Origin of the sequence: Rhodosalinus sp. 5P4, from assembly GCF_041365695.1 — a bacterium.
Taxonomy (GTDB): Bacteria; Pseudomonadota; Alphaproteobacteria; order Rhodobacterales; family Rhodobacteraceae; genus Rhodosalinus.
Genome location: NZ_JBGFSJ010000004.1, coordinates 373,746 through 395,637 on the forward strand (window position 1 = coordinate 373,746; position 21,892 = coordinate 395,637).

The 21,892-nt window shown below is 69.0% G+C and carries 27 protein-coding genes; 9 read left to right on the forward strand and 18 right to left on the reverse strand.

The features are described from left to right. Positions 1–14 precede the first annotated feature (14 nt). A complete protein-coding gene (locus AB6A69_RS09755) occupies positions 15–191 on the forward strand; it encodes a hypothetical protein (protein WP_371060606.1) in 177 nt (58 codons plus the stop codon). Here AB6A69_RS09755 and era read toward each other — a convergent pair. The 11 genes from era to folK all read right to left on the reverse strand — a co-directional run bounded on the left by era (position 188) and on the right by folK (position 9,805). Further along, positions 188–1,102 (reverse strand): GTPase Era, encoded by a 915-nt coding sequence (gene era / locus AB6A69_RS09760; RefSeq protein ID WP_371039048.1) that lies wholly within the window; start codon positions 1,100–1,102, stop codon positions 188–190. The two genes, AB6A69_RS09755 and era, sit on opposite strands and share 4 nt — an antisense overlap. Beyond that, positions 1,099–1,782: a ribonuclease III gene (gene rnc / locus AB6A69_RS09765; protein WP_371039049.1), complete on the reverse strand. Its 684-nt coding sequence runs from the start codon at positions 1,780–1,782 to the stop codon at positions 1,099–1,101. The genes era and rnc overlap by 4 nt, the downstream gene beginning before the upstream one ends. Beyond that, complete coding sequence (lepB, locus tag AB6A69_RS09770) at positions 1,779–2,612, reverse strand: signal peptidase I (protein WP_371060607.1); 834 nt, start codon at positions 2,610–2,612, stop codon at positions 1,779–1,781. Before lepB ends, rnc begins: the two co-directional genes overlap by 4 nt. A 75-nt stretch (positions 2,613–2,687) precedes the next feature. Continuing rightward, positions 2,688–3,182, reverse strand: a complete 495-nt coding sequence (locus AB6A69_RS09775; RefSeq protein WP_371060608.1) for a hypothetical protein — start codon at positions 3,180–3,182, stop codon at positions 2,688–2,690. A 67-nt stretch (positions 3,183–3,249) separates the two neighbouring features. Then, complete coding sequence (acpS, locus tag AB6A69_RS09780; RefSeq protein ID WP_371039052.1) at positions 3,250–3,651, reverse strand: holo-ACP synthase; 402 nt, start codon at positions 3,649–3,651, stop codon at positions 3,250–3,252. Then, positions 3,648–5,150, reverse strand: coding sequence for an alpha/beta hydrolase (locus AB6A69_RS09785; RefSeq protein WP_371060609.1), 1,503 nt, complete (start codon positions 5,148–5,150; stop codon positions 3,648–3,650). The genes acpS and AB6A69_RS09785 overlap by 4 nt, the downstream gene beginning before the upstream one ends. After that, positions 5,147–5,902 carry a pyridoxine 5'-phosphate synthase gene (locus AB6A69_RS09790; protein ID WP_371060610.1) on the reverse strand — a complete coding sequence of 252 codons (756 nt, stop codon included), beginning with the start codon at positions 5,900–5,902 and terminating at the stop codon, positions 5,147–5,149. The genes AB6A69_RS09785 and AB6A69_RS09790 overlap by 4 nt, the downstream gene beginning before the upstream one ends. Before the next feature lie 28 nt (positions 5,903–5,930). Further along, complete coding sequence (locus AB6A69_RS09795) at positions 5,931–6,590, reverse strand: DUF2062 domain-containing protein (RefSeq protein ID WP_371060611.1); 660 nt, start codon at positions 6,588–6,590, stop codon at positions 5,931–5,933. 12 nt (positions 6,591–6,602) lie between these two features. Beyond that, positions 6,603–8,741, reverse strand: a complete 2,139-nt coding sequence (locus AB6A69_RS09800) for a bifunctional (p)ppGpp synthetase/guanosine-3',5'-bis(diphosphate) 3'-pyrophosphohydrolase (RefSeq protein ID WP_371060710.1) — start codon at positions 8,739–8,741, stop codon at positions 6,603–6,605. 26 nt (positions 8,742–8,767) lie between these two features. Further along, positions 8,768–9,127: a DNA-directed RNA polymerase subunit omega gene (gene rpoZ / locus AB6A69_RS09805; protein ID WP_371039056.1), complete on the reverse strand. Its 360-nt coding sequence runs from the start codon at positions 9,125–9,127 to the stop codon at positions 8,768–8,770. 75 nt (positions 9,128–9,202) lie between these two features. Further along, positions 9,203–9,805, reverse strand: coding sequence for a 2-amino-4-hydroxy-6-hydroxymethyldihydropteridine diphosphokinase (folK, locus tag AB6A69_RS09810; RefSeq protein ID WP_371060711.1), 603 nt, complete (start codon positions 9,803–9,805; stop codon positions 9,203–9,205). A 93-nt stretch (positions 9,806–9,898) separates the two neighbouring features. Here folK and AB6A69_RS09815 point away from each other — a divergent pair, with 93 nt between their 5' ends. Beyond that, positions 9,899–10,471 carry an NYN domain-containing protein gene (locus AB6A69_RS09815; protein ID WP_371039057.1) on the forward strand — a complete coding sequence of 191 codons (573 nt, stop codon included), beginning with the start codon at positions 9,899–9,901 and terminating at the stop codon, positions 10,469–10,471. Positions 10,472–10,493: 22 nt separating this feature from the next. Continuing rightward, positions 10,494–10,934 (forward strand): YqaA family protein, encoded by a 441-nt coding sequence (locus AB6A69_RS09820; RefSeq protein WP_371060612.1) that lies wholly within the window; start codon positions 10,494–10,496, stop codon positions 10,932–10,934. On the opposite strand, the gene AB6A69_RS09825 is transcribed toward AB6A69_RS09820, so the two are convergent. Further along, on the reverse strand, positions 10,924–11,364 hold the full coding sequence (locus AB6A69_RS09825; RefSeq protein ID WP_371060613.1) for a cytochrome c: 441 nt from the start codon (positions 11,362–11,364) through the stop codon (positions 10,924–10,926). The genes AB6A69_RS09820 and AB6A69_RS09825 overlap by 11 nt on opposite strands. A 145-nt stretch (positions 11,365–11,509) precedes the next feature. Between AB6A69_RS09825 and ispH the strand changes: the two genes are divergently transcribed. From ispH to rpe, 6 genes are read left to right on the forward strand one after another with little or no spacing between them, the layout of a single operon-like run. Next, a complete protein-coding gene (gene ispH / locus AB6A69_RS09830; RefSeq protein ID WP_371039060.1) occupies positions 11,510–12,460 on the forward strand; it encodes a 4-hydroxy-3-methylbut-2-enyl diphosphate reductase in 951 nt (316 codons plus the stop codon). Beyond that, positions 12,460–12,717: a hypothetical protein gene (locus AB6A69_RS09835; protein ID WP_371060614.1), complete on the forward strand. Its 258-nt coding sequence runs from the start codon at positions 12,460–12,462 to the stop codon at positions 12,715–12,717. Before ispH ends, AB6A69_RS09835 begins: the two co-directional genes overlap by 1 nt. Continuing rightward, positions 12,714–13,166, forward strand: a complete 453-nt coding sequence (locus tag AB6A69_RS09840) for a DUF3429 domain-containing protein (protein WP_371060615.1) — start codon at positions 12,714–12,716, stop codon at positions 13,164–13,166. Before AB6A69_RS09835 ends, AB6A69_RS09840 begins: the two co-directional genes overlap by 4 nt. Next, positions 13,163–13,774: a class I SAM-dependent methyltransferase gene (locus AB6A69_RS09845; RefSeq protein WP_371060616.1), complete on the forward strand. Its 612-nt coding sequence runs from the start codon at positions 13,163–13,165 to the stop codon at positions 13,772–13,774. The genes AB6A69_RS09840 and AB6A69_RS09845 overlap by 4 nt, the downstream gene beginning before the upstream one ends. Positions 13,775–13,784: 10 nt before the next feature. Beyond that, complete coding sequence (rnhA, locus tag AB6A69_RS09850; RefSeq protein ID WP_371039064.1) at positions 13,785–14,240, forward strand: ribonuclease HI; 456 nt, start codon at positions 13,785–13,787, stop codon at positions 14,238–14,240. 50 nt (positions 14,241–14,290) lie between these two features. Further along, a complete protein-coding gene (rpe, locus tag AB6A69_RS09855) occupies positions 14,291–14,974 on the forward strand; it encodes a ribulose-phosphate 3-epimerase (protein WP_371060617.1) in 684 nt (227 codons plus the stop codon). A gap of 72 nt (positions 14,975–15,046) precedes the next feature. On the opposite strand, the gene uvrC is transcribed toward rpe, so the two are convergent. The 6 genes from uvrC to AB6A69_RS09885 form a co-directional block, all read right to left on the reverse strand. Then, positions 15,047–16,924, reverse strand: a complete 1,878-nt coding sequence (uvrC, locus tag AB6A69_RS09860) for an excinuclease ABC subunit UvrC (protein ID WP_371060618.1) — start codon at positions 16,922–16,924, stop codon at positions 15,047–15,049. Between the two features lie 300 nt (positions 16,925–17,224). Continuing rightward, complete coding sequence (locus tag AB6A69_RS09865) at positions 17,225–18,004, reverse strand: SDR family oxidoreductase (protein WP_371060619.1); 780 nt, start codon at positions 18,002–18,004, stop codon at positions 17,225–17,227. A gap of 13 nt (positions 18,005–18,017) precedes the next feature. Then, complete coding sequence (locus AB6A69_RS09870; RefSeq protein ID WP_371060620.1) at positions 18,018–18,971, reverse strand: calcium/sodium antiporter; 954 nt, start codon at positions 18,969–18,971, stop codon at positions 18,018–18,020. Between the two features lie 167 nt (positions 18,972–19,138). Beyond that, entirely contained in the window at positions 19,139–19,942 is an 804-nt protein-coding gene (locus AB6A69_RS09875; protein WP_371060621.1) for a S49 family peptidase, read from the reverse strand. A gap of 96 nt (positions 19,943–20,038) precedes the next feature. Further along, positions 20,039–20,800: an ABC transporter permease gene (locus AB6A69_RS09880; protein WP_371039070.1), complete on the reverse strand. Its 762-nt coding sequence runs from the start codon at positions 20,798–20,800 to the stop codon at positions 20,039–20,041. After that, a complete protein-coding gene (locus tag AB6A69_RS09885) occupies positions 20,797–21,741 on the reverse strand; it encodes an ABC transporter ATP-binding protein (protein WP_371039071.1) in 945 nt (314 codons plus the stop codon). The genes AB6A69_RS09880 and AB6A69_RS09885 overlap by 4 nt, the downstream gene beginning before the upstream one ends. Positions 21,742–21,892: the final 151 nt, after the last annotated feature.

The following is a 21,892-nucleotide window of genomic DNA, read 5'->3' on the forward strand; positions in this document are numbered from 1 at the left end:
AGGGAAGCTTCGTCATGTCCAGTTCCGTGCCCTTCGTCGTCAAGGCGATCCTGATCGCCGGTGCTGCCGTCAACCTCGCCGCCGTCGTTCTGGGTCTCGGCGGGCCATGGCCCGTCCTCCAGCTCGCAGCCAATCTGGCCATGCTGGGCGCCGCCGGCTGGCTCATCTGGCGCTGGATCGGCCGCTCCTAGCCGCCGTCGCGGAAATCGAGACCCATCTGGTCGTAGCGCTCGGCCTCTTCCTGCCAGTTCTCGCGGACGCGCACCTGCACGAAGAGATGCACCTTGCGGCCGAGGAATTCCTCGAGCTCTTCCCGCGCCGCCTTCGAGATCGCCTTGATCGTTTCGCCCTTGTGGCCGAGCACGATGCCCTTGTGCCCGTCGCGCGCGACGTAGATCACCTGCTCGATCCGCGCGGAGCCGTCCTTGCGCTCGTCCCAGCTCTCCGTCTCGACGGTCAGCTGGTAGGGCAGTTCCTGATGCAGCCGCAGCGTCGCCTTCTCGCGCGTCGTCTCGGCCGCGATGATGCGCAACGGCAGGTCCGCGATCTGGTCTTCCGGGTAGAGCCACGGCCCCTCGGGCAGTTCCTCGGCGAGCCAGCGGCGCAGATCCTCCACGCCATGGCCCTTCTCGGCCGAGATCATGAAGGTGCGCGCGAAGTCGAACCGGTCGTTGAGATCGCGGGCGAGCGCGAGAAGCCGCTCCGACGCCACCCGGTCGATCTTGTTGATGGCGAGCGCCACGGGCCGTCCGCCGGCGATCTCGCGCAGGCGCTCGAGGATCTCCTCGACCCCCGGGGTGACGCCGCGATGCGCCTCGACGAGCAGCACGACGATGTCGGCGTCCGCCGCCCCGCCCCACGCGGCCGCGACCATTGCCCGGTCGAGCCGGCGCCGCGGCTGGAAGAGGCCGGGCGTGTCCACGAAAACGATCTGCGCGGGCCCCTCGATCGCCACGCCGCGGACGCGCGCCCGCGTCGTCTGCACCTTGTGGGTCACGATCGAGACCTTCGCGCCCACCATCCGGTTGGTGAGCGTGGACTTGCCCGCATTGGGCTCTCCGATCAGGGCGACGAAGCCCGCGCGAGTGGGGTTTTCGGTCATTCGCCTGTCACCTCCGCCAGCAGACGGCGCGCGGCCTCCTGCTCGGCCTGTCGCTTGCTGCCGGCTTGCGCCGCCTGCGCGCGGCCATCGGCCAGCCGCGCCTCTATGGTGAATACCGGCGCGTGGTCCGGTCCGGTGCGCCCTGTCTCGACATAGCTCGGCGGAGGCAGCGCCCGCGCCTGCGCCCATTCCTGAAGCGCGGTCTTGGCGTCGCGGGCATCCGCCTCGACCCCGCCCACGCGCGGGCCCCAGAGGCGCAGCACGAGCGCGCGCGCAGCGGCGTAGCCGGCGTCGAGATAGACCGCGGCGATCACCGCCTCCATCGCGTCGCCCAAGAGCGCCTGCTTGCGCCGCCCGCCCGAGATCATCTCGGACCGGCCCAGCCTCAGGACGTCGCCAAGGCCCACCTCGCGCGCCACGTCGGCGCAGGTTTCCTTGCGGACGAGCGCGTTGTAGCGCGGGGCGAGCTGCCCTTCGGCAGCCTCGTGATCGGCTTCGAGCAACGCCTCGGCCATCACGAGGCCCAGCACCCGGTCGCCGAGGAATTCCAGCCGCTGGTTGTCGGGGCGCGTCGGGCCCGACCGCGAGGCATGGGTCAGCGCCTCGGCCAGAAGCGCGGGCCGCGCGAAGGCGTGTCCGATGCGCGCCTCGAAGGCCCGGATGTCCGCCGAAAGCTTCAATCGATCCCCTTGAAGAACCGGTCGCCGCGCCACGTCCAGAAGAACAGCATCGACCGCCCCGCCGACGAGAACATGATCCGGTCGGCGCGGCCGATCAGGTTGGCGTGCGGCACGAAGCCCACGCCGCCCACCTGTCCCGGCACGCGGCTGTCGGAGGAGTTGTCGCGATTGTCGCCCATCATGAAGTAGTGCCCTTCCGGGACCGTGTAGACGGGCGTTTTGTCCGCGGCCTGCCGGCCGATGTTGAGCACCGTGTGCGTCTCGCCGTTGGGCAGCGTCTCGACGAAGCGCTCCTTCTCGCACACCGCGCCGTCGCCCACCGGCGCGTTGGCGCAGCGCGGGCGGATGCCCTGCGGGCCCTGGGGCTCCATGATCTCGGTGAAGGTGCCCGCGGGTTCGAGCTCCACTGGGTCGCCGTTGATGTGCAGCACCCCGTCCACCATCCGGATGCGGTCTCCGGGCAGGCCGACCACGCGCTTGATGAAATCGCGCCCGTTGCCGGGGTGGCGGAACACCGCCACGTCGCCGCGCACCGGCTCGCTTCCGAGGAAGCGGCCCTCGCCGCCCTGAAGCCATCCGCAGAAATCCTCGGCGTCGATGTCGAGCCCGATGGCCCCGATCCGGATCGACGGGCAGGAGGCATAGGAATAGCCGTAGGACATCTTGTTGACGAAGAGGAAATCGCCCACGAGGAGCGTTTCCTTCATCGAGGGCGAGGGTATCCAGAAGGGCTGAAAGAAGACCGTGCGGAACACGCCGGCGATCAGGAGGGCGTAGACGATCGTCTTGACGGTCTCGACGACCGCGCTGCCTTTTTTCGCCTCCGCCATGGGATGCCTCCGGCTGTGTGTTGCCGGCGCTTCATGGGCGCGGGCGCAGGGGGTGTCAAGGCAGACGCCCTGCGCTCAGCCGTCCTGCGGCGCGCGGCCGCGCAGCGCGGAGAGGGCGGCCGTCGCCTCTGCCGCCGCGGCGGCGACCGCGCGGTCGACGGCGCGGTCGAGCGCCGCGCCCGGATCCGCGGCCAGATCCGCCGCCACGGTGCCGAGGCCGAGCGCGGCCGCCTGCATTTCGGCCAGGCTGGCCTCGGCCTTCTCCAGGCGCGCCTCGAGTCGCCGCGCGTCGTCGCCCGTCAGGCCGGCCGCCTCCGCCCTCAGGCTCGCGATATCGGACCGGAGCGCGGCAACCTCCGCGGCCAGCGCCTCCGCGCCCCGGCCGAGCGGAGAAAGCTCGGACGCGGCCTCCGACAGCGCGGCGGCGAAGCCATTCTGAACATCCTCGAGCGTCGTCGCGAGGCGCATCCCGAAAAACAGGCAGACCGCGATCAGGATCAGCGTCGCATTGAGCAGCGCGAGTCCGAGGTCGCGGAACGTGCGCCGCACCCGGCGGACGGTGTCGGACATGGGAAGAAGCTCCTTTCCTGGAGGCGACGCCATCAACAGGCCAGAGATCCGCACCCGGTGTCCAGCTTCAGGGCTCCGGAAGCGCCTCGATCACCACGAAGGCCTGCGCCCAGGGATGATCGTCGGTCAGCGTGACATGGATGACCGCGACATGGCCCTGCGGCGTCATCTCCGCGAGGCGCTCCGCCGCCCAGCCGGTGACGTGCATGATCGGCTGGCCGGTGCGGAGGTTGCTCACATGCATGTCCTTCCAGGCGATGCCCATGCGCAGCCCGGTGCCCAGCGCCTTGGAGCACGCCTCCTTCGCCGCCCAGCGCTTCGCGTAGGTACCAACCGTGTCGCGCCGTCGCTCGGACTTGCGCTGCTCCTCCTCGGTGAAGACGCGGTTGCGGAACCGGTCGCCGAACCGCTCGAGCGTGCGCGCGATGCGCTCGATGTTGGCAAGATCGGTGCCGACGCCGAGGATCATCCGCCAGCCCCCCCTTCCGCGAAGAGCGGAAAGCTCACGCCGAGCGCCCAGGCGAGGATGAGGCCCAGGGCGAGGCCGGCCGCCGCGGCGCCGCCGGTGCGCGCCGCCCAGCGTCCCATCAGCCCGTAGACGACGTAGAAGAGCACGATCACCGGGGCGATGAGCGCGAGGAAGAAAAGCCGCTCGAAATCGAGCGCCACGGCGAGGCCCAGCGACAGGAAGAAGGCGAGCCGCGCCGCGATCCGCTGCCCTCGCGGCGCGCGCCCGCCCATCGTGATCAGCGCGTCGGCCAGCATGAAGGGCACCGCGCCCGCCGCGAGGGCGAGGATGATCCACCCGCGCTCTGCCGTCGGCCAGAAATTCGCGCCGTAGCGGTCGAGCACGAAGCCGAACACGCCGAGCCCCCAGACGAGCAGCGCCAGTGTGGCGACCGGCGAGACCCGGCCGAGCGGCACGCCGAACCAGCGCAGAAGCGCGAGCTGCACGCCCCCGAAGACCAGGAGATGCACGGCGAGGTAGTCGGCCACCAGCACTGGCAGCGCGTTCACGTCTATCGGCACGGAGATGAGCGGCGCGAGCAGCGCCGGGGCCGTCACCGCGATCGCGAAGCGGCGCGCCGGAAGAGGGGCGCGCGGAACGCGCCTGTCGGGCAGCAGATGGGAAAGCGGCCAGGCCAGCGTCACCACCGATGCCAGAAGCGCCAGCAGCCACGGCCCCGTGCGGGGCACGGCGACGGCGCTCTCGCGCCCGTAGGCGGCATCGAGCCACGCCAGCGCCTCCTCCCGCCCCGCCTTGCTGTAGAGCACGGCGACATGTTCGGCGAGCGGCGCCATGGCCGCGCGGCGGACGACGTCGCCGGCGCGCGCCGTCTCCCCCTCGCGGGCCGCGGGATCGACCATGCGCAGCGCGTCGCGCGCGAAGTCGCGCAGGCCGGGCTCCCACTGGCCGGAAATCATCAGGAGCCGCTCGGGCGCCTCCGGGGTCACCGCCTGGCTGAACGCCGATATGGCGACGACCGGCCCGAGGCCCGGTTCGCGAAGCGCGGCGCGGATGATGATGTCGGTCGCCATGGAATGGCCCAGAAGCGCCACGTCCCCGTCCCAGCCTTCGCGCGCGCGGCCTTCGCCCACGACGCGCAGCGTCTGGTCGACCAGCCGCTGCGTGGTGCCGTCGATGCTGTCCACGTCGCCCGACATCGGCACCGGGTTGCGCCCGTGCCCCTCGAAGTCGAAGACCCAGACGCGATAGCCCGCCCGCGCCAGCGGCAGCGCGTAGGCCTGCATCATCTGCCGCGAGCCCGCGAAACCATGGGCGATGACGACGAGGGGACCCCCCGCGCCCGGAGCGGCGTAGCGCGTCACGGGCGTCTCGCCCACGTGGAAGCGGTCGATCCCGATGCCGAAGCGGGCGGATTCGAGGTGCCACAGCGCCACGAGGGCCACCAGCGCCGCGACAAGCGCCGCCGCCCAGCGGCGCAGAAGGATGGGGGCGGGCGTCATGCCGCGTCGGTGCGGGCGTGATCCATGATCCGGCGCATCTCCTCGATCGCGCCCCGGAGCCCGCGAAAGATCGCTTCGCCGATGAGGAAATGCCCGATGTTGAGTTCCCGGACCTCGAGAAGCGCGGCGACGGGACCCACCGTGTCGTAGGTGAGCCCGTGGCCGGCATGCACCTCGAGCCCCAGGCCATACGCGAAGGCGGCCATCTCGGCCAGCCGGGCAAGCTCGGCGTCGCGGTCGGCGAAGCGCCCCTCGGCATGGGCGTCGCAATAGGCGCCGGTGTGCAGCTCGATCACCTGCGCCCCGATCCGGTGCGCGGCCTCGACCTGCGCGCGCTCGGCGGCGATGAAGATCGACACCCGGCAGCCCGCCTCGCGCAGGGGGGCGATGAAATGGGCCAGCCGGTTTTCCTCCCGCGCGACCTCGAGCCCGCCCTCGGTCGTCCTTTCCTCGCGCTTCTCGGGCACGATGCAGACGGCATGCGGCCCGTGGCGCAGCGCGATCGCCTGCATCTCGTCGGTGGCGGCCATCTCGAAGTTGAGCGGCACGCTCAGCGCGCCCATCAGCCCCTCGATATCGGCATCGGTGATATGGCGGCGATCTTCGCGCAGATGCGCGGTGATGCCGTCGGCGCCGGCCTCCTCGGCCAGCCTCGCCGCGCGCAGCGGGTCGGGAAAGGCGCCGCCGCGGGCGTTCCGCACCGTCGCCACATGGTCGATGTTCACGCCGAGCCTGAGATCGGGTTGGGCCATGCGGTCCTCCTTTTGGTCGCGCGTCCGCCTACTGCGTGCCGGAGCGTTCGTCAGCCCCGGCAGAAGAAGCGCGATGCAACTTCTTTTCCAGCCGCTCCATGACCTTGGCGGCACGGCGTTTCTGATAGGCGCGGATCACGGGCACGGACAGGAAATACATGGCCGTGGCGGCGATGATCCCGGGAATGATCCCGCCGATCGTGTAGGGCAGGAACACGTCGTCGTAGAAGACCGCCAGCCCGCGCCAGTCCTGCGGCGCGCCGGTGAGCCAGGCCCAGAGATTGTCGCGCAGATCGCCCCCCGCCCCCATGAACTTGTCGAGCAGCGACCGGCCGTCCTTCTCGTCGAAGGTGGTCCCCATGAGGAGGTGACCGGTCTTCAGGGAGATGACCCCGATCGGGACATAGGTGAGCGGATTGCCGAAGAACGTTCCGAACAGCGAGGCGATGACGTTGCCGCGCATCATCCAGGCCATCGCCATGGCGATGAAGAAATGAAGCCCGTAAAACGGCGTGAAGGTCACGAAGACGCCCGCCCAGATGCCCCGCCCGATACTTTCCGGCGTGCCCGGCAGGCGTCGCATCCGATACTTGACGTAACGGAAAGCACGCCCCCAGCCCCCCTTGGGCCAAAGCGCGGTGGCCATGACCGTCCACCAGGTGCGTCTGTCGCGGCGCTTGAAGACCACGGGGGCGTTCCTTCAGCTCGCGCGCGGCTCCTGCGAGGAACGGGAGAGGTCGCGAAACCGCTCGACCGCGGCCACGTCGCTCTCGGCTTCCAGCGCCGAGGCGATCGAATGCAGATGCTCGGCGTCGCGCAGGTCCACGTCGATCAGCAGGCGATAGAAATCGGGTTTCCTGTCGACGAATTCGAGATCCGAGATATTGGCCTTCTGCTCTCCGATCAATGTGCAAATACGTCCCAGAACGCCGGCGTCGTTGCCGATGGTGACGTCGAGCGTCACCGTGTAGACGGGCGGGTGGCTTCCGGCCTGCCAGTGCAGGTCCATCCAGCGCGCGGGCTGGTCCTCGAACTGGGCGAGGACCCCGCAATCGATCGCGTGGACCACCACCCCCCGCCCGCGCCAGGTGATGCCCACGATCCGCTCGCCCGGCAACGGCTGGCAGCACGGCGCGCGCTCGAAATTCTGGCCGGGATCGAGGCCGATCACGGCGCGCGAAGTGTCGATCTGGGCGACGTCCTTCGGCGCGAGATCGGGGTAGACCGCCCGCACCACCTCCTGCGCGGTCAGCTCGGCCGAGCCCATGCGTGCCAGGATCTCGTGCCGGTCGGGCAGGCGCAGCCGCTTGGCGGCGGTGTCGAGCGCCTTGTCCGTGGCCTTCTTGCCCACGTTCTCGAAGGCTGCGCGCACCAGTTCGCGGCCGAGGCGCACGAAGCGTTCGCGGTCCTGCTCGCGCAGGGCGCGTCGGATCGCCGACTTGGCCTTGCCGGTAATCGCGATCTCCAGCCAGGACGGCTGCGGCGTCTGGCCCTCAGCGGTGATGACCTCCACTGACTGACCGTTCTTGATACGCGTCCAGAGCGGCACGCGCAGCCCGTCGATCTTGGCGCCGACGCAGGAACTGCCGATCCGCGTATGGATCGCGAAGGCGAAGTCGATGGGCGTCGCGCCCCGCGGCAGCTTCACCACGTCGCCCTTGGGCGTGAAGCAGAACACCTGGTCCGAGTACATCTCGAGCTTCACCGCCTCGAGGAACTCGTGATGGTCTTCCTCGGCGTCAAACTGCTCCGTCAGTTGCGAGATCCACTTGGCCGGATCGACCGCGAACGGGTTCTCGGCGCGCACCCCGTCCTTGTAGGACCAGTGCGCGGCCACGCCCGTCTCGGCGACGTCGTGCATGGTCTGCGTGCGGATCTGCACCTCGACGCGCTTGCCGTCGCGCCCGGACACCGTGGTGTGGATGGAGCGGTAGCCGTTCGACTTGGGCTGGCTGATATAGTCCTTGAACCGGCCCGGCACGGCGCGCCAGCGCTGGTGGATCGCGCCCAGCGCGCGGTAGCAGTCCATCTCGGATCGCGTGATGACCCGGAAACCGTAGATATCGGAAAGCCGGGAGAAGGCGAGCTCCTTCTCCTGCATCTTGCGCCAGATCGCGTAGGGCTTCTTGGCACGGCCGAACACCTCGGCCTCGATGCCGGCGGCCTTCAGCTCGTAGCGCATGTCGCCCGTGATCCGCTCGATCACGTCGCCCGCTTCCTTCTGAAGCGTGATGAAACGGCGCATGATCGAGGCGCGCCCCTCGGGGTTGAGCACCCGGAAAGCGAGATCCTCGAGCTCCTCGCGCATCCACTGCATGCCCATGCGCCCGGCGAGGGGCGCGTAGATGTCCATCGTCTCGCGCGCCTTCTGCGCCTGCTTGTCGGGGCGCATGGCCTTGATGGTGCGCATGTTGTGCAGGCGATCGGCCAGCTTCACGAGGATCACCCGGAGATCCTTGGACATCGCCATGAAGAGCTTGCGGAAATTTTCCGCCTGCCGCGTCTCGGAGGAGCTGAGTTGCAGGTTGGTAAGCTTCGTCACCCCGTCCACGAGCATCGCCACCTCGTCGCCGAACCGCGTCGCGACCTCGGAGTAGGTGGATTTCGTGTCCTCGATCGTGTCGTGGAGAAGCGCGGTGACGATGGTGGCGTCGTCGAGCCGCTGCTCGGCGAGGATATGGGCCACCGCCACGGGATGGCTCCAGTAAGGCTCTCCGGAATGGCGGAACTGGCCTTCGTGCATGGCACGACCATACTCGAACGCCTGGCCGATCAGGCCCGCGTTGCTGCGGGGGTTGTAGCTCTTGATGCGCGCGGCGAGGTCTTCCGCCCCGCCGATACGCGTTTCGGTCTCGAGTTCCAGTGTCAGCCCTGTCTCTGTGCCTCGAGAAGCTGGCGCAGAAGCGTCTCGTCGGGCATTTCATCCTCTGCCGGCTTGTCGGCTTCCGAGCCGCCGCCCATCAGAAGCGACATGGAATCCTCTTCGGGCTCGTCCACCTCGATCTGGGTCTGGTTCGACTCGATCAGCCGCTCGCGCAGCGCGTCTGCGGATTGGGTTTCGTCGGCGATCTCGCGCAACGCCACCACCGGGTTCTTGTCGTTGTCGCGTTCGACGCTGAGTGGCGCGCCGGCCGAGATCTCGCGGGCGCGATGCGCGGCGAGCATGACAAGTTCGAACCGATTGGGAACCTTGTCGACGCAGTCTTCGACGGTCACGCGGGCCATGGGCACTCCAATTCATCAGGTGCGGGAGCAAAGCCGAATGTCTAGCGCCCACGCAGGAAAAACGCAAGCGGCGAATCAGAGCGGCACGACCTCGCCGCGCAGGTCGTCCGGCAAGGCGCGGCAAAGCTGCGCCACGTCCGCGCCGAGCACCGGATGCACCCAGCCCGGCGCCACCTCGGCGAGCGGCACCAGCACGAAGGCGCGCTCATGCATCCTGGGATGTGGAAGAATCAGTTCCCCCGGCGCCTCCTCGGACTGTGCCACGGGCGGCAGGGCGCGCCAGGCCTCGAACGTGGCGCGGTCGGGCAGGACCGCGTCGCCCAGCGCGAGAAGATCGAGGTCCAGCGTCCTCCGCCCCCACCGCCGGACGCGCTCGCGCCCGTGCGCGCGCTCCACCGCGTGCAGCAGATCCAGCAGCCCGCGCGGCGGGCCGTCCCATTCCAGAACCGCGGCGGCGTTGACGTAATCGGGCCCCGCGCCCGCGGGAAAGCACGGCGTCCGGTAGAAGCGGCTGACCGCGCGCACCGGGGCCCCGCCCGCGGCAAGGTCGGACAGCGCCGCTTCCAGCGTCTCGCGCAGCGTGCGCCCCGGGCGCGGCACGTTCGCGCCGAGCGCGATCAGCGCGGTCCCGATGCCGCCACGCGCGCTGCTCCGGGTCTCTTGAGGTTCGGGGCCGATAAGCTATCCTCGTGAATTATTGCTGGAACGACGTTTTCCCCGGCAGCGCCGTCGCACGCGCGCCACCGGCCACGACAATTGGAAGGATCCCGGATGTTTTACAAGGACGAACGGCTTGCGCTGTTCATCGACGGCTCGAACCTCTACGCGGCCACGCGGGCGCTCGGCTTCGACATCGATTTCAAGCTTCTGCGGCACGAGTTCATGCGCCGGGGCAAGCTTCTGCGCGCGTTCTATTACACCGCGATCCTGGACACCGAGGAGTATTCGCCGGTCCGCCCGCTGGTCGACTGGCTGCAATACAACGGCTTCACCATGGTCACGAAGCCGGCGAAGGAGTTCACGGACGCGCAGGGCCGCCGCAAGGTGAAGGGGAACATGGACATCGAGCTGGCCGTCGACGCGATGGAACTCGCCCCCCGGATCGATCACATCGTGATCTTCTCCGGCGACGGCGATTTCCGCCCGCTCGTCGAAAGCCTTCAGCGGCAAGGCGTCCGGGTGTCGGTCGTCTCCACCCTGCGCAGCCAGCCCCCCATGGTCGCGGACGAGCTGCGGCGGCAGGCCGACAACTTCATCGAGCTCGAGGATCTCAAGGACGTGATCGGCCGCCCGCCGCGCGAGCAGCCGGCAGACCGCGACATCCGCGTGGCGACCGGGGACTGAACGCACCCCGCCCGATCGCGCCATGTGGGCCGAGATCTCAGCGCTCGCCAGCCTTTTCGTCGTCGCCTTCGGGGCGGCGACCATCCTTCCGTTCCAGTCCGAGATCCTGTTCGTGGGCCTGCAGGCGGGAGGCGTCTCGCCGCCCTGGCTGCTCGTGGTGGTCGCCTCGCTGGGCAACACGCTCGGCGCCGTCGTCAATTACGTGATGGGCATCTGGATCGAGCATTTCCGGCACCGTCGCTGGTTCCCGGTCCGCGAGGCCGACCTGGACCGCGCCCAGCGCTGGTACGCCCGCTGGGGCGTGTGGACTCTGCTTCTGAGCTGGGCGCCCTTCGGCGACGCCTTCACCGTGGTGGCGGGGATCATGCGCACGCCGCCCTGGCTGTTCCTCGTCCTCGTCACCGCCGCCAAGACCGGCCGTTACGCCGCGCTGGCCTGGGCCACGGGCGCGGTCAGTCCCTGAAGATGGCGGCGCGGCGGTTCACGTCGTTGTGGATCTCGACGATCTCTTCGGGCCACGTGCTCTTTATGAAGGCAAGGACGTCCAGGATCTCGTCCTTCGTCAGCACCTCGCCGAAGCCGATCATGCCGGAGCGATAGTCGCCGCCGACGACCGCCTCCGTCCCGCGCGTGACGATATCCACCAGAAGCGCGTCGGCATGATGCCAGGTGTGGCCCGAGGCGTCATGCGGGGGCGCGGGCATCAGGCCGTCGGCGCCCGGCGCGCGCCAGTCGGGCGCGCCCTCCAGCGCCGCGCCGTGGCAGGCCGCGCAATGGGTTCCGTAGATCTCCTCTCCGTTCGCGACCCGCGACGGTTCCTCGTAGGGAAGCATCCCTTCCGCGAGGGCCGGTCCCGCAAGAAGCAGCGCGGCCATGAGGGCGATGGGCATCATTCGGGGGTCTCCGTCCGGATATGCGCACACCAGTTCCGGATGCCGTCGCCCTGCAAGGCTGTCAATTCACGAACGCGCGGGGTGCCGGTCTCTGGACGCGCTGCCCGCTGGAGTCTAGGTCTTGAGCATGATCCCGGAGGCCGCGATGACCAAACCCGCCCTCACCCTCTACCTCGCCGCGCCGCGCGGCTTCTGCGCGGGCGTGGACCGTGCGATCCAGATCGTGGAACTGGCGCTCGAGAGATGGGGCGCGCCCGTCTACGTCCGCCATGAGATCGTCCACAACCGGTTCGTCGTCGACGGGTTGCGCGCCAAGGGCGCGGTCTTCGTGGAAGAGCTCGACGAGTGCCCCGACGACCGGCCGGTGATCTTTTCCGCCCACGGGGTTCCGAAAGCCGTGCCGGCGGAGGCCGCGCGGCGCGAGATGCTTTTCGTGGACGCGACCTGCCCGCTGGTCTCGAAGGTGCACATCGAGGCCGAGCGGCATCACGAGAACGGTCTTCAGATGATCATGATCGGCCACGCCGGCCACCCCGAGACGGTGGGCACCATGGGCCAGCTTCCCGAAGGCGAGGTCCTCCTCGTCGAGACGGTGGAGGACGTGGCGCGGGTCGAAGTCCGCGACCCCGAGAGGCTTGCCTTCGTCACCCAGACGACCCTTTCGGTGGACGACACGGCGGGCATCGTGGCCGCGCTGAAGGCCCGCTTCCCCGCCATCTTGGGCCCCCACAAGGAGGACATCTGCTACGCCACCACCAACCGGCAGGAGGCGGTGAAGGCGATGGCCCCGCGCGCCGACGCGATGCTCGTGGTGGGCGCGCCCAACTCGTCGAACTCGCAGCGCCTGGTCGAGGTCGGACGCAACGCGGGCTGCCCCTACGCCCAGCTCGTACAGCGCGCGCGCGACATCGACTGGCGCGCGCTCGACGGTATCTCCAGCATCGGCGTCACCGCCGGCGCCTCGGCTCCCGAGGAGCTGGTGGAAGAAGTCATCGACGCTTTCCGCGACCGGTACGACGTGACGGTGGAGCAGGTCGAGACGGCGCAGGAGAACGTCAATTTCAAGGTGCCGCGCGTGCTGAGGGAACCGGCCTGATGCAGGAGCATTTCGGCGCCAGGGCGCAGCGGGCGCTGCTGCACCGGGGCCGTACCCTCTTCGACATCGCCGCAGAAGATCGCCGCCGGCGCGACGGCCGACGTTTGGCGGGGCACGCATCTTTCGCCGACACCCCGATCCGCGGGCGCGCTCCGGTGGCGCGTCTCCGGCGCGATGCCCTTGGCCGGAGCGCCCTTGGCGCATCCGCCCCCGCCGCCGGGCGGATGCAGGACAAGGTGGCGGGCACGGCGCGATGACCCGGATTCCCACAGCTGCCCTTACCCTCGGCCTCGCGGGGCTGATCCCCTTCGTCTGGGGCGCGCTCACCATGCTCGACCCCGCGCTTCAGGCCTGGGGCGTTGAAGCCCTGGGCCCCCGCTTCGTCGGGCCCTACGTGCTGCTGTTCTACGGCGCGATCATCCTGTCCTTCATGTCCGGGGTGCTCTGGGGCTTCGCCACGAAGGCCGACGGCGCGGTGGCGGCGACCGGCTACGCGCTCTCGGTCATCCCTGCGCTCTGGGCCTTTTTCATGACGGGGGGCGGTCCGACCCATGCGGGCATCAGCCTGATCGCGGGGTTCGTCGGCCTTCTCGGCCTCGACTGGCTTTTCGCCCGGCAGGGCCTCGCCCCGGGCTGGTGGATGCCGCTGCGCCTGCTCCTGACGGCGATCGTCGTGATCTGCCTGGCCGTGGGGGTGTTCGCGTGACCTCCGACCGGGAGACCGTGTCCGTCTATGACGCCGAAGCCGGCCGTTACGCGAAGGTGACGGCCGGGCTGCGCGACGATCCGGATCTGCTGGCCTTCATCGCGGCTCTGCCCAGGGGCGGCCGCGTGCTCGATCTCGGCTGCGGGCCGGGGATCGCGGCGGCGGCGATGGCCGAGGCCGGCCTTGCCGTGGATGCGACCGACGCCTCCGCCGAGATGGTGCGCCTTGCCGCCGCGCAGCCCGGCGTCACCGCCTGGCAGGCAAGCTTCGAGGAGATCGGCGGCACAGCGACGTATGACGGGATCTGGGCCAATTTCAGCCTGCTGCATGCCCCGCGGGAGGCCATGCCCCGCCATCTCGCCGCGATCCGCCGCGCGCTGAAGCCACGCGGCCGCTTCCATATCGGGGGCAAGACGGGCACCGGCGCCACCCGCGACCGGCTGGGGCGGCTTTACACCTACTACACCGAAGCCGAACTCGAGACACTACTGGCCGAGGCCGGCTTCGAGATCGTCGCCCGCCGGCGCGGCCGCGACAAGGGGCTGGACGGCGCGATGGCCGACTGGGTGACCTTCGCGGCCCTTGTGGCCCCCGCCCGGCGCGGCTAAGCCGCCCCGCATGGCCAAGCTCTACGCCTTCACCGACGGCGCCTGTTCGGGCAATCCGGGCCCCGGCGGTTGGGGCGCGCTCCTGCAGGCCGTCGAGGGCGAGTCGGTCCTGAAGGAACGCGAGCTCAAGGGCGGCGAGCCCGCCACCACCAACAACCGCATGGAACTGATGGCCGCCATCGCGGCGCTGGAGGCGCTGGGCCGCGCCTCCGCGATCACGGTCGTCACCGACAGCGCCTATGTGAAGAACGGGGTGACCGGCTGGATCCACGGCTGGAAACGCAACGGCTGGAAGACCGCGTCGAAGAAGCCGGTGAAGAACGCCGAGCTCTGGCAAAGGCTCGACGCCGCGCAGGCGCGCCACGACGTGACGTGGGAATGGGTGAAGGGCCATGCCGGCCACCCCGAGAACGAGCGCGCCGACCAGCTCGCCCGCGAGGGCATGGCGCCCTTCAAGACGGGCTGACAGCGGGCACGCCCGGCCCTATATCGGCGCCAGCCGCAAAGGAGTGTCCCATGCCCGCCGTGAAGATCGCCCCCTCCATCCTCGCCGCCGATTTCGCCGATTTCGGCGCGGAGTGCCGCGCCGTCGAGGCGCAGGGCGCAGACTGGGTCCATGTGGACGTGATGGACGGCCATTTCGTGCCGAACATCACCTTCGGCCCGGCCATGTGCAAGGCGCTGCGCCCGCACATCTCCACCGTGATGGACGTGCACCTGATGATCGCGCCGGTCGATCCGCTGATCGGCGCCTTCGCCGAGGCGGGCGCGGACATCCTGACCGCCCACGTCGAGGCGGGACCGCACCTGCACCGCACGTTGCAGGCGATCCGGGCGGCGGGCGTGAAGCCGGGCGTCGCGCTCAATCCCGGCACGCCGGCCGAGGCCGTGGCGGAAGTGCTCGACCTGGTGGAGCTCGTTTGCGTGATGACGGTGAACCCGGGCTTCGGCGGGCAGAGCTTCATCGAAAGCCAGCTTCCCAAGATCGCGGCGCTCCGGCGGATGATCGGCGATCGCCCCATCCACCTCGAGGTGGACGGAGGCGTGGACGCGGCGACCGCGCCCCGCGTCGCGGAGGCCGGCGCCGACGTGCTCGTGGCGGGCTCGGCGGTTTTCAAGGGCGGCTCGGCGCAAGACCCCGCACCTTACGGAGAACACATCCGCGCCATTCGCGCGGCGGCCGAGTGCGTCTGGGCCTGAAGAGGAATTTTCGACCGAAAATTCCTAGCAACGCCGGCCCGGCCGCGCGAATTTTCGATCGAAAATTCGCGCTCAGCTGCCCTCGTGGAAATGGGCGTAGATCCTCTCGGCGAGCGCGCCCGAAATCCCCTCCACCGCCTTCAGGTCGGCGAGATCCGCCCGCGTCACCGCCTTGGCCGATCCGAAATGCTCCAGCAGGGCACGTTTGCGCGCCGCGCCCACGCCCGGCACCTCGTCGAGCGGGTTGGCCGCCACCGTCTTCGCCCGCTTCGCGCGGTGGCTGCCGATGGCGAAGCGGTGCGCCTCGTCCCTGAGCCGCTGGACGAAATAGAGCACCGGATCGTTGTGGCGCAGCGCGAAGGGACGTGCGCCGGGGCGGTGGAACTCTTCCTTGCCGGCGTCGCGGTCCACGCCCTTGGCTACCCCCACGACCGGGATGTCGGGCACGCCCAGCTCTTCGAGAATGCCCTGCACGGCGCTCACCTGGCCGGCGCCGCCGTCGATCAGCAGAAGGTCGGGCCAGGCGCCCGATCGCCGGTCGGGATCCTCCTTCAGAAGGCGCTTGAAGCGGCGGGTGAGCACTTCCTTCATCATGGCGAAATCGTCGCCCGGCGCCACGTCCTCGCCCCTGATGTTGAACTTGCGGTACTGGCCCTTCTCGAACCCTTCTGCGCCGGCCACGACCATCGCGCCCACGGCGTTCGTGCCCATGATGTGCGAGTTGTCGTAGACCTCGATCCGACGCGGCGGCTGCTCGAGCTCCAGCGCCTCGGCGAGGCCCTTCAGAAGCTTCGCCTGCGTCGCGGTCTCGGCCATGCGGCGCCCGAGGCTTTCCCGGGCGTTGCGCGCCGCCCCGGCCACGAGTTCGGCCTTCTCTCCGCGCTGCGGCACGAGGATTTCCGTCTTTCGGCCGCGCTTGCCCGAAAGCGCCTCCTGCATGAGATCCGCGTTCTCGATGGGATGCGACAGCAGCAGCAGCCGCGGCGGCTCCTTGTTGTCGTAGAACTGGCCGAGGAACGCCTCCATCACCTCGGCCTCGGAGACGTCCGCGCCGACCCGCGGGTAGAAATCGCGGTTGCCCCAGTTCTGGTTGGCGCGGATGAAGAACACCTGCACACAGGCCTGACCGCCCTCCATGTGCAGCGCGATCACGTCCGCCTCCGCCACGCCGCGCGGGTTGATGCCCTGCACGCCCTGGACCTGCGTCAGTGCGCGGATGCGGTCACGCAGGGCGGCGGCGCGCTCGAATTCCATCTTGTCTGCCGCCTCGGCCATCTCGGCCGCGAGCGTCTCCTGTATCGTGGTGGATCGTCCCGACAGGAAGCGCTCGGCGTCGCGCACGCTCGCGGCGTAATCCTCCTGCGAGATCAGCCCGACGCACGGTCCCGAGCAGCGCTTGATCTGATAGAGCAGGCAGGGCCGGGTCCGGCTTTCGAACACCGAATCCGAGCAGTTGCGCAGCTGGAACACCTTCTGAAGCTGGTTCAGCGTGCGATTGACCGCGCCGGCGCTCGCGAAGGGGCCGTAATAGGCGCCCTTCTCCGTCTTGGCGCCCCTGTGCTTCCTGATCTGCGGGAACGGGTGGTCCTTGGCCACGAGGATGTTGGGAAAGCTCTTGTCGTCGCGCAGAAGCACGTTGTAGCGCGGCTTGAGCTGCTTGATGAGGTTCTGCTCGAGCAGCAGCGCCTCGGTCTCGGTCCGCGTCGTCAGGAACATCATCGAGGCGGTTTCGCGGATCATCCGCGCGATGCGGGGGCTGTGCCCCGACGGGCGGGCGTAGTTCGACACCCGCGCCTTGAGGTTGCGCGCCTTGCCGACATAAAGCACCCGGCTTTCCGCATCGAGCATGCGATAGACGCCCGGCGAACTGTCGAGTGTCTTCAGATAGCCCTGGATGCAGGCGTGCCCGGTCACGTTTCCGGAGGCGTCGGTTTCGGCGCGGTCGCTCATGGCGCAGAGATACGATTCCCCCGGTCCGGCTGCAATCTCGCGACCGTCATGGCAAGGGCAAACAAATCCACGGTTTCTGTGGATAAAGCTGCGGGCAAGTTTTGGGCAGACAAGGATTTTCGTTTGGTTCGGGTAGCTTCGCCGCTTTGCCCAATTTTTAGGCGCTCCTGCAAAACCTTGACTTCATTACACATTTTTCACCACCTCGCCAAGACGATGAAATCGCACACAAATTTGTAAATCTTTCTTGAAGATCCTGTGACCGGTGCACAACTCGCGCGCCTTCCGGCCGCACGGCGGTCACTCGACGCCCAGCACGTCCGGCGTCTGCCAGGCGAGGTGCTGGCCGCCATCCACGCAGATCAGCTGGCCGGTCACCGCTTCGGCATCGAGGAAATACCCCAGCGCCGCGGTGATGCCCGCGGAATCCGCCCCGCGGCCGAGCACCGTTGCGGCGCGCTGGCGCGCGAAATGGCTTTCGGTCTGCCGCGCCCCGCAGAGCGTCGGCCCCGGCCCGATCGCGTTGACGCGAAGACGGGGCGCGAGGCCCTGCGCCGCGGTCTGGGTGAACGCCCACAGCCCGGCCTTGGCCAGCGTGTAGGTCATGAACTCGGGCGTAAGCTTGCGCACGCGCTGGTCGATCATGTTGATGACGAGGCCCTGCGCCACCGGCTCTCCCCGCGCGTCGATCAGCGGCTCGGGCACCTGCCGCGCGAGCGCCTGGGTCAGCACGAAGGGCGCGCGCAGGTTGCTTTCGAAATGCCGGTCCCAGCTTTCGCGCGTCGCGGTCTCGATCCGGTCATGCTCGAAGATGGAGGCGTTGTTCACGAGGCAGGTGAGCGGCCCGCCCAGCGCTTCGGCCGCGGCATCGACCAGCGGCGTGACCTCCACCTCGTTCAGGAGATCGGCCCGGAGCGCCACGCCCCGACGCCCCAGGGCCTCGATCTCGGCGACGGCGGACAGCGCGTCCTCACGCGAACTGGCGTAATGCACCGCGACGTCGTAGCCACGGCCGGCCAGATAAAGCGCCATCGCGCGTCCAAGCCGCTTTCCCGCGCCCGTGACCAGTGCCCGTGACATGCCGCGTGCCTCCCTAGCTCAGCAGCACGACCACATAGGCGACATAGCCCGCGGTCAAGCCGACACCCCAGATCCGCGTCAGATCCCGGCCGAGGAACACGACCGGAAGCAGCAGCAGGGACGCGCCCAGCATCACCCAGATGTCGAAGCGCAGGATCTCGGCGTCGACGGGAATGTCCCCCACGAGCGCGGCGATCCCTATGATCGCGAGCAGGTTGAACATGTTGGAGCCGATGACGTTGCCGAGCGCCACGTCGGCCTGCTGGCGCAGCGCCGCCATCACGGTGGTCGCAAGCTCCGGCAGCGAGGTGCCGAGCGCCACGAGCGTCAGCCCGATCACCGTGTCGGGCACCCCGTAGATCCGCGCGAGCGCGGAGGCGTTGTCGACGAGAATATCCGCGCCGAGCGGCAATCCGGCGAGGCCCAGCGCGAGAAAGACGCCGATCTTCCACCACGGCATGTCCGGGTCCGCGCCCTCGACATCTTCCAGCGCTTCGGCCACGTCCAGCGTGGCGGACCTGTGTGCGCGGGCGTCCCGGAACGCGTCCGCAAGAACCAGCGCGAGCGCGGCGAGCAGGATCAGGCCCGACCACCAGGTAAAGATCCCGGTGAAGGCCAGCACCATGAAGAGGCCCGTGGCCGCCAGCATGAACAGGTAGCTCTTGCGCATCTCGCACGCGCCCGTGCTCATGGTCGAAAGCAGGGCCGGCACCCCGAGCACCAGCAGAATGTTCGCCGTGTTGGAGCCCACGACGTTGCCGAGCGCAAGGCCGGGCACATTCTCCAGCACCGCGCTGACCGAGATCAGCAACTCCGGCGCGGAGGTTCCGAAGGCCACGATGGTCAGCCCCACGATCAGCGCCGGCACGCCGAGGCGCAGGGACAGATTGACCGCGCCTTTCACCAGAGCATCGCCGGCCAGCAGCAGGATGACGAGCCCGAGGCCCGCGAGCAGCCAGACCGTCATCCCTCAGCCCCTTTCCCTGCCGCAGGGGCAGGGCCCCTTTCCGATCCGGTAGCGCCCGCAGTCGGGGCAGCGCGCCGAGCGGAGCGCGCGCTGGCCCGGAAAACGCAGGCGGCCGAACATGGCCAGCACCCCCATGCCCACCAAAAAGAGAAGGACGACCTTGAGGATCACGGCCAGAGGCCAAGGCGCGCATAGGCTGCGCGCTCTTCCAGCACCGCGATGCCGTCGGAAAGGACCTGTGCGCCAAGCCGCTGAAGGATGCCGCGGCGCAGGCCGTAGCGGCGGAAGCGAACCTTGTCGCCGAAGATTTCCTGCATCTTCGGTTCGAGATGGCCGATGCCGTCCACCAAACCCTTTTCCTGCGCCGCCGCGCCCAGCCAGATCTCCCCGGTGTAGATGTCCGGATCGTCGGCAAGCCTGTCGCCCCGGCGGCTTTTCACATGTCCGATGAAGGCGCCGTGCATCTGGTCGAGGATGCGGCGCAGCCGCTCGACATCCTCGGGCTTCTCGGGCTCGAACGGGTCGAGCAGGGTCTTGGAGTTGCCGGCGGTATGCACCCGCCGCTCCAGCCCCTGCCGCGCAAGGAAGACGTGGGCGCCGAAACTGGCCGAGATGACGCCGATGGAGCCCACGACAGAGCCGGTGTCGGCCCAGATCTCGTCGGCCGCGCAGGCGATCCAGTAGCCCCCCGAGGCCGCCACGTCCTCGACGAAGGCGTAGACGGGTATCTTCTTTTCATCGGCCAGACGGCGGATGCGCGCCCCGATGAGCGAGGATTGCGTGGGAGACCCCCCCGGCGAGTTGATCTCGAGCGCCACGGCGGCCGGCTTGCCCCGCGAGAAGGCGCGCTCGATCGCCGGCGCCACCGCGTTGTCGTTGAGGCTGGAACGCCCGCCCGTCCCGATCATGCCGGTCAGCCGGACCACCGCCACCGTCGGGCGGCGCGAGAGAAAGGGCAGGTGTATTTCCATGCTGCCGGATGTAGATTGGCCGGGCACGACAAACAAGGCGGGGCGGAAAAGAACGCGGCGCCCTGCGCGCGGGCGGCGGCGCCTCTCCGGCGCGGGTCAGGAGCGGATGCGCCACCCTGTCCGGAAGATCCACCAGATCGCCCCGAGGCAAAGCGCGAGAAAGCCCGCGATGGCCAGAAGGCTGATGCCCACCGGCACGTCGGCAAGACCGTAGAACGACCAGCGGAACCCCGAGATGAGGTAGACGACCGGGTTGAAGAGCGCCACGGTCTGCCACGCCGCCGGCAGCATGGAGATCGAATAGAACGACCCGCCCAGGAACACGAGCGGCGTGACGATCAGCAGCGGCACGAGCTGGAGCTGCTCGAAATTCTTCGCCCAGATGCCGATGATGAACCCCATGAGCGAGAAGCTCACGCAGGTCAGCACAAGGAACGCGGCCATCGCCAGCGGATGGCTCACGCGGACCTCGACGAAGAAGCTCGCCGTGACGAGGATGATCACCCCGATGAAGAGCGATTTCGTCGCCGCCGCACCGACATAGCCGATCACGATCTCGAGGAAGCTGATCGGCGCCGAGAGCAGCTCGTAGACCGTGCCGATGAATTTCGGGAAATAGATCGCGAAGCTCGCGTTCGAGATCGCCTGGGTCATCACCGTCAGCATGACGAGGCCCGGCACGATGAAGGCGCCGTAGCTCACGCCCTCCACCTCCTGGATGCGCGAGCCGATCGCCGCGCCGAACACGACGAAATAGAGCGACGTGGAGATCACGGGCGAGATGAAGCTCTGCAGGAGCGTGCGGAAGAACCGCGCCATCTCGTACCGGTAGATCGCCGCCACGGCGCCCCAGTTCATGGCCGGGCCTCCGACCCGTCCTTGCCATGGACGAGATCGACGAAGATCTCCTCGAGGCTCGACTGCCGCGTGGACAGATCGCGAAGAACGAGCCCCGCCTTCTGCACGTCATTCAGAAGCTGGGTGATGCCCGTGCGCTCGGCCGAGCGGTCGTAGCTGTAGACCAGCCGCGCCCCGTCATCGACGCGTTCGAGGCCGTAGCGCGACAGCGCCTCGGGCACCGCGTCCACCGGCTCGTGCAGTTCGATCAGGAGTTCCTTGCGCCCCAGCCGCTCCATCAGGCGCCCCGTCTCCTCGACCAGCAGCAACTCGCCCCCGTTTATGACGCCCACGCGGTCGGCGATGGCTTCCGCCTCCTCGATGTAGTGGGTGGTCAGGATCATCGTCACGCCATCCGCCTTGAGCTGGTCGACGGTTTCCCACATCCCCCGGCGCAGTTCCACGTCGACCCCGGCGGTCGGCTCGTCGAGGAAAAGAAGCCGCGGCTCGTGGGCCAGCGCCTTCGCGATCAGCACGCGCCGCTTCATACCGCCCGACAGCTCCCGGGTCTGCGCGTCGCGCTTGTCCCAGAGCGACAGGTTCCGCAGCACCCGCTCGACCAGCGCGTCGTCCCGCGGCAGGCCAAAGAGCCCGCGGGAGAACTCCACTGTATGGCGCACCTTCATGAAGGGCTCGAGCGCGACCTCCTGCGGCACGAGCCCGATCAGCGCCCGCGCCGCGCGGAAATCCTCTAGGATGTCGTGCCCGGCGACGCGTGCCCGCCCGCCGGTGGGCATGGTGATGCCGCAGAGCGCCGAGATGAGCGTGGTCTTGCCCGCGCCGTTGGGCCCCAGCAGCGCGAGGATCTCGCCCTCCTCGACGCTGAGCGACACGCCTTTCAGGGCCTCGAGCCCGCCCCCGTAGGTCTTTCGCAGATCCTCGATTTCCAGAATTGCCGGCATTCCGCCTCCCTCGTCAGCGGCACAGTAGCCCGCAGCGTGCCGGGCACAAGGGCCTGCGCCCGTGCGCTCGATGTCGCGGACAGGCTAGCGGCGCGCGGCGCGCGCTGCTAGGCGCTGGAGGGGAAGGAGCCACGCCCGTGACCTTGCCCAG

What these genes read in the sequence shown, in the direction of transcription:
- AB6A69_RS09875 (WP_371060621.1), bottom strand. Translation starts at nt 19,942, where the DNA reads ATGGAAATACACCTGCCCTTTCTCTCGCGCCGCCCGACGGTGGCGGTG.
- AB6A69_RS09870 (WP_371060620.1), bottom strand. Translation starts at nt 18,971, where the DNA reads ATGACGGTCTGGCTGCTCGCGGGCCTCGGGCTCGTCATCCTGCTGCTG.
- AB6A69_RS09820 (WP_371060612.1), top strand. Translation starts at nt 10,494, where the DNA reads ATGTGGGCCGAGATCTCAGCGCTCGCCAGCCTTTTCGTCGTCGCCTTC.
- AB6A69_RS09865 (WP_371060619.1), bottom strand. Translation starts at nt 18,004, where the DNA reads ATGTCACGGGCACTGGTCACGGGCGCGGGAAAGCGGCTTGGACGCGCG.
- AB6A69_RS09825 (WP_371060613.1), bottom strand. Translation starts at nt 11,364, where the DNA reads ATGATGCCCATCGCCCTCATGGCCGCGCTGCTTCTTGCGGGACCGGCC.
- acpS (WP_371039052.1), bottom strand. Translation starts at nt 3,651, where the DNA reads ATGATCCTCGGCGTCGGCACCGATCTTGCCAACATCGAGCGCATCGCG.
- AB6A69_RS09790 (WP_371060610.1), bottom strand. Translation starts at nt 5,902, where the DNA reads ATGGCCCAACCCGATCTCAGGCTCGGCGTGAACATCGACCATGTGGCG.
- AB6A69_RS09815 (WP_371039057.1), top strand. Translation starts at nt 9,899, where the DNA reads ATGTTTTACAAGGACGAACGGCTTGCGCTGTTCATCGACGGCTCGAAC.
- AB6A69_RS09755 (WP_371060606.1), top strand. Translation starts at nt 15, where the DNA reads ATGTCCAGTTCCGTGCCCTTCGTCGTCAAGGCGATCCTGATCGCCGGT.
- AB6A69_RS09880 (WP_371039070.1), bottom strand. Translation starts at nt 20,800, where the DNA reads ATGAACTGGGGCGCCGTGGCGGCGATCTACCGGTACGAGATGGCGCGG.
- ispH (WP_371039060.1), top strand. Translation starts at nt 11,510, where the DNA reads ATGACCAAACCCGCCCTCACCCTCTACCTCGCCGCGCCGCGCGGCTTC.
- rpe (WP_371060617.1), top strand. Translation starts at nt 14,291, where the DNA reads ATGCCCGCCGTGAAGATCGCCCCCTCCATCCTCGCCGCCGATTTCGCC.
- rpoZ (WP_371039056.1), bottom strand. Translation starts at nt 9,127, where the DNA reads ATGGCCCGCGTGACCGTCGAAGACTGCGTCGACAAGGTTCCCAATCGG.
- AB6A69_RS09775 (WP_371060608.1), bottom strand. Translation starts at nt 3,182, where the DNA reads ATGTCCGACACCGTCCGCCGGGTGCGGCGCACGTTCCGCGACCTCGGA.
- lepB (WP_371060607.1), bottom strand. Translation starts at nt 2,612, where the DNA reads ATGGCGGAGGCGAAAAAAGGCAGCGCGGTCGTCGAGACCGTCAAGACG.
- AB6A69_RS09885 (WP_371039071.1), bottom strand. Translation starts at nt 21,741, where the DNA reads ATGCCGGCAATTCTGGAAATCGAGGATCTGCGAAAGACCTACGGGGGC.
- uvrC (WP_371060618.1), bottom strand. Translation starts at nt 16,924, where the DNA reads ATGAGCGACCGCGCCGAAACCGACGCCTCCGGAAACGTGACCGGGCAC.
- AB6A69_RS09785 (WP_371060609.1), bottom strand. Translation starts at nt 5,150, where the DNA reads ATGACGCCCGCCCCCATCCTTCTGCGCCGCTGGGCGGCGGCGCTTGTC.
- AB6A69_RS09835 (WP_371060614.1), top strand. Translation starts at nt 12,460, where the DNA reads ATGCAGGAGCATTTCGGCGCCAGGGCGCAGCGGGCGCTGCTGCACCGG.
- era (WP_371039048.1), bottom strand. Translation starts at nt 1,102, where the DNA reads ATGACCGAAAACCCCACTCGCGCGGGCTTCGTCGCCCTGATCGGAGAG.
- rnhA (WP_371039064.1), top strand. Translation starts at nt 13,785, where the DNA reads ATGGCCAAGCTCTACGCCTTCACCGACGGCGCCTGTTCGGGCAATCCG.
- AB6A69_RS09840 (WP_371060615.1), top strand. Translation starts at nt 12,714, where the DNA reads ATGACCCGGATTCCCACAGCTGCCCTTACCCTCGGCCTCGCGGGGCTG.